At 55.7% G+C, this 2,428-nt stretch carries 1 rRNA gene; it reads right to left on the bottom strand.

Annotation, left to right across the window (positions count from 1 at the left end):
- Positions 1-8: 8 nt before the first annotated feature.
- Positions 9-2,428, bottom strand: a 23S ribosomal RNA gene (locus tag CYJ07_RS20165); the annotation flags it as partial.

The following is a 2,428-nucleotide window of genomic DNA, read 5'->3' as shown; positions in this document are numbered from 1 at the left end:
GGGGTTATATGGTCAAGCCTCACGGGCCATTAGTACCGGTTAGCTCAACGCCTTGCAGCGCTTCCACACCCGGCCTATCAACCAGCTGGTCTCGCTGGGCCCTTCAGGAGGCTCGAGGCCTCGGGGAGATCTCATCTTGAAGGGGGCTTCCCGCTTAGATGCCTTCAGCGGTTATCCCGTCCGCACGTAGCTACCCGGCAATGCCACTGGCGTGACAACCGGAACACCAGAGGTGCGTCCACTCCGGTCCTCTCGTACTAGGAGCAGCTCTTCTCAAATCTCCAACGCCCACGGCAGATAGGGACCGAACTGTCTCACGACGTTCTAAACCCAGCTCGCGTACCACTTTAAATGGCGAACAGCCATACCCTTGGGACCGACTTCAGCCCCAGGATGTGATGAGCCGACATCGAGGTGCCAAACACCGCCGTCGATGTGAACTCTTGGGCGGTATCAGCCTGTTATCCCCGGAGTACCTTTTATCCGTTGAGCGATGGCCCTTCCATACAGAACCACCGGATCACTAGAACCTACTTTCGTACCTGCTCGACGTGTCTGTCTCGCAGTCAAGCACCCTTATGCTCTTGCACTCAATGCACGATTTCCGACCGTGCTGAGGGTACCTTCGTGCTCCTCCGTTACTCTTTGGGAGGAGACCGCCCCAGTCAAACTACCCACCACACACTGTCCTCGATCCGGATCACGGACCTGAGTTAGAACGCCAATGATGCCAGGCTGGTATTTCAAGGTTGGCTCCACCCGAACTGGCGTCCGGGTTTCCAAGCCTCCCAGCTATCCTACACAAGCAACATCAGCGTCCAGTGTGAAGCTATAGTAAAGGTTCACGGGGTCTTTCCGTCTAGCCGCGGGTACACAGCATCTTCACTGCGATTTCAATTTCACTGAGTCTCGGGTGGAGACAGCGTGGCCATCATTACGCCATTCGTGCAGGTCGGAACTTACCCGACAAGGAATTTCGCTACCTTAGGACCGTTATAGTTACGGCCGCCGTTTACCGGGGCTTCGATCAGGAGCTTCGCCCGAGGGCTAACACCATCAATTAACCTTCCGGCACCGGGCAGGCGTCACACCCTATACGTCCGCTTGCGCGTTTGCAGAGTGCTGTGTTTTTAATAAACAGTTGCAGCCACCTGGTATCTTCGACCGGTTCATGCTCCAGGCGCGAGGCCCTTCACACTACGCCGGCGTGCCTTCTCCCGAAGTTACGGCACCATTTTGCCTAGTTCCTTCACCCGAGTTCTCTCAAGCGCCTGGGTATTCTCTACCTGACCACCTGTGTCGGTTTGGGGTACGGTCCCACTGTATCTGAAGCTTAGAGGCTTTTCCTGGAAGCGTGGCATCGATGACTTCCACCCCGTGGGGTGTTCGTCTCGCCTCTCGGCCTTGGGGATCCGGATTTGCCTGAACCCCCAGCCTACGGGCTTTCACCAGGACAACCAACGCCTGGCCCACCTAGCCTTCTTCGTCCCCCCATCGCAATACAGTGAGGTACGGGAATATTGACCCGTTTCCCATCGACTACGCCTTTCGGCCTCGCCTTAGGGGCCGACTCACTCTGCTCCGATTAGCGTCGAACAGAAACCCTTGGTCTTCCGGCGGGGGAGTTTTTCACTCCCCTTGTCGTTACTCATGTCAGCATTCGCACTCGTGATACCTCCAGCAAGCCTCTCGACTCACCTTCATCGGCGTACACGACGCTCCTCTACCGCTTGCCATTCGGCAAGCCCGTAGCTTCGGTACCTGGTTTAGCCCCGTTACATCTTCCGCGCAGGCCGACTCGACTAGTGAGCTATTACGCTTTCTTTAAAGGATGGCTGCTTCTAAGCCAACCTCCTAGCTGTCTGAGCCTTCCCACATCGTTTCCCACTTAACCAGGATTTCGGGACCTTAGCTGACGGTCTGGGTTGTTTCCCTTTTCACAACGGACGTTAGCACCCGCTGTGTGTCTCCCACGCTTGCACTCACCGGTATTCGGAGTTTGCCTCGGGTTGGTAAGCCGGGATGGCCCCCTAGCCGAAACAGTGCTCTACCCCCGGTGGTGATACGTGAGGCGCTACCTAAATAGCTTTCGAGGAGAACCAGCTATCTCCGGGCTTGATTAGCCTTTCACTCCGATCCACAAGTCATCCAAATCTTTTTCAACAGATCCTGGTTCGGTCCTCCAGTTGATGTTACTCAACCTTCAACCTGCTCATGGATAGATCGCCCGGTTTCGGGTCTATTTCCAGCGACTGGTCGCCCAGTTAAGACTCGGTTTCCCTACGCCTCCCCTATTCGGTTAAGCTCGCCACTGAAAATAAGTCGCTGACCCATTATACAAAAGGTACGCGGTCACAGAACAAGTCTGCTCCCACTGCTTGTACGCATACGGTTTCAGGATCTATTTCACTCCCCTCGCCGGGGTTCT

The organism is Billgrantia saliphila, from assembly GCF_002930105.1.
Taxonomy (GTDB): Bacteria; Pseudomonadota; Gammaproteobacteria; order Pseudomonadales; family Halomonadaceae; genus Halomonas; species Halomonas saliphila.
This window is presented reverse-complemented; position numbering and strand designations above follow the sequence as displayed.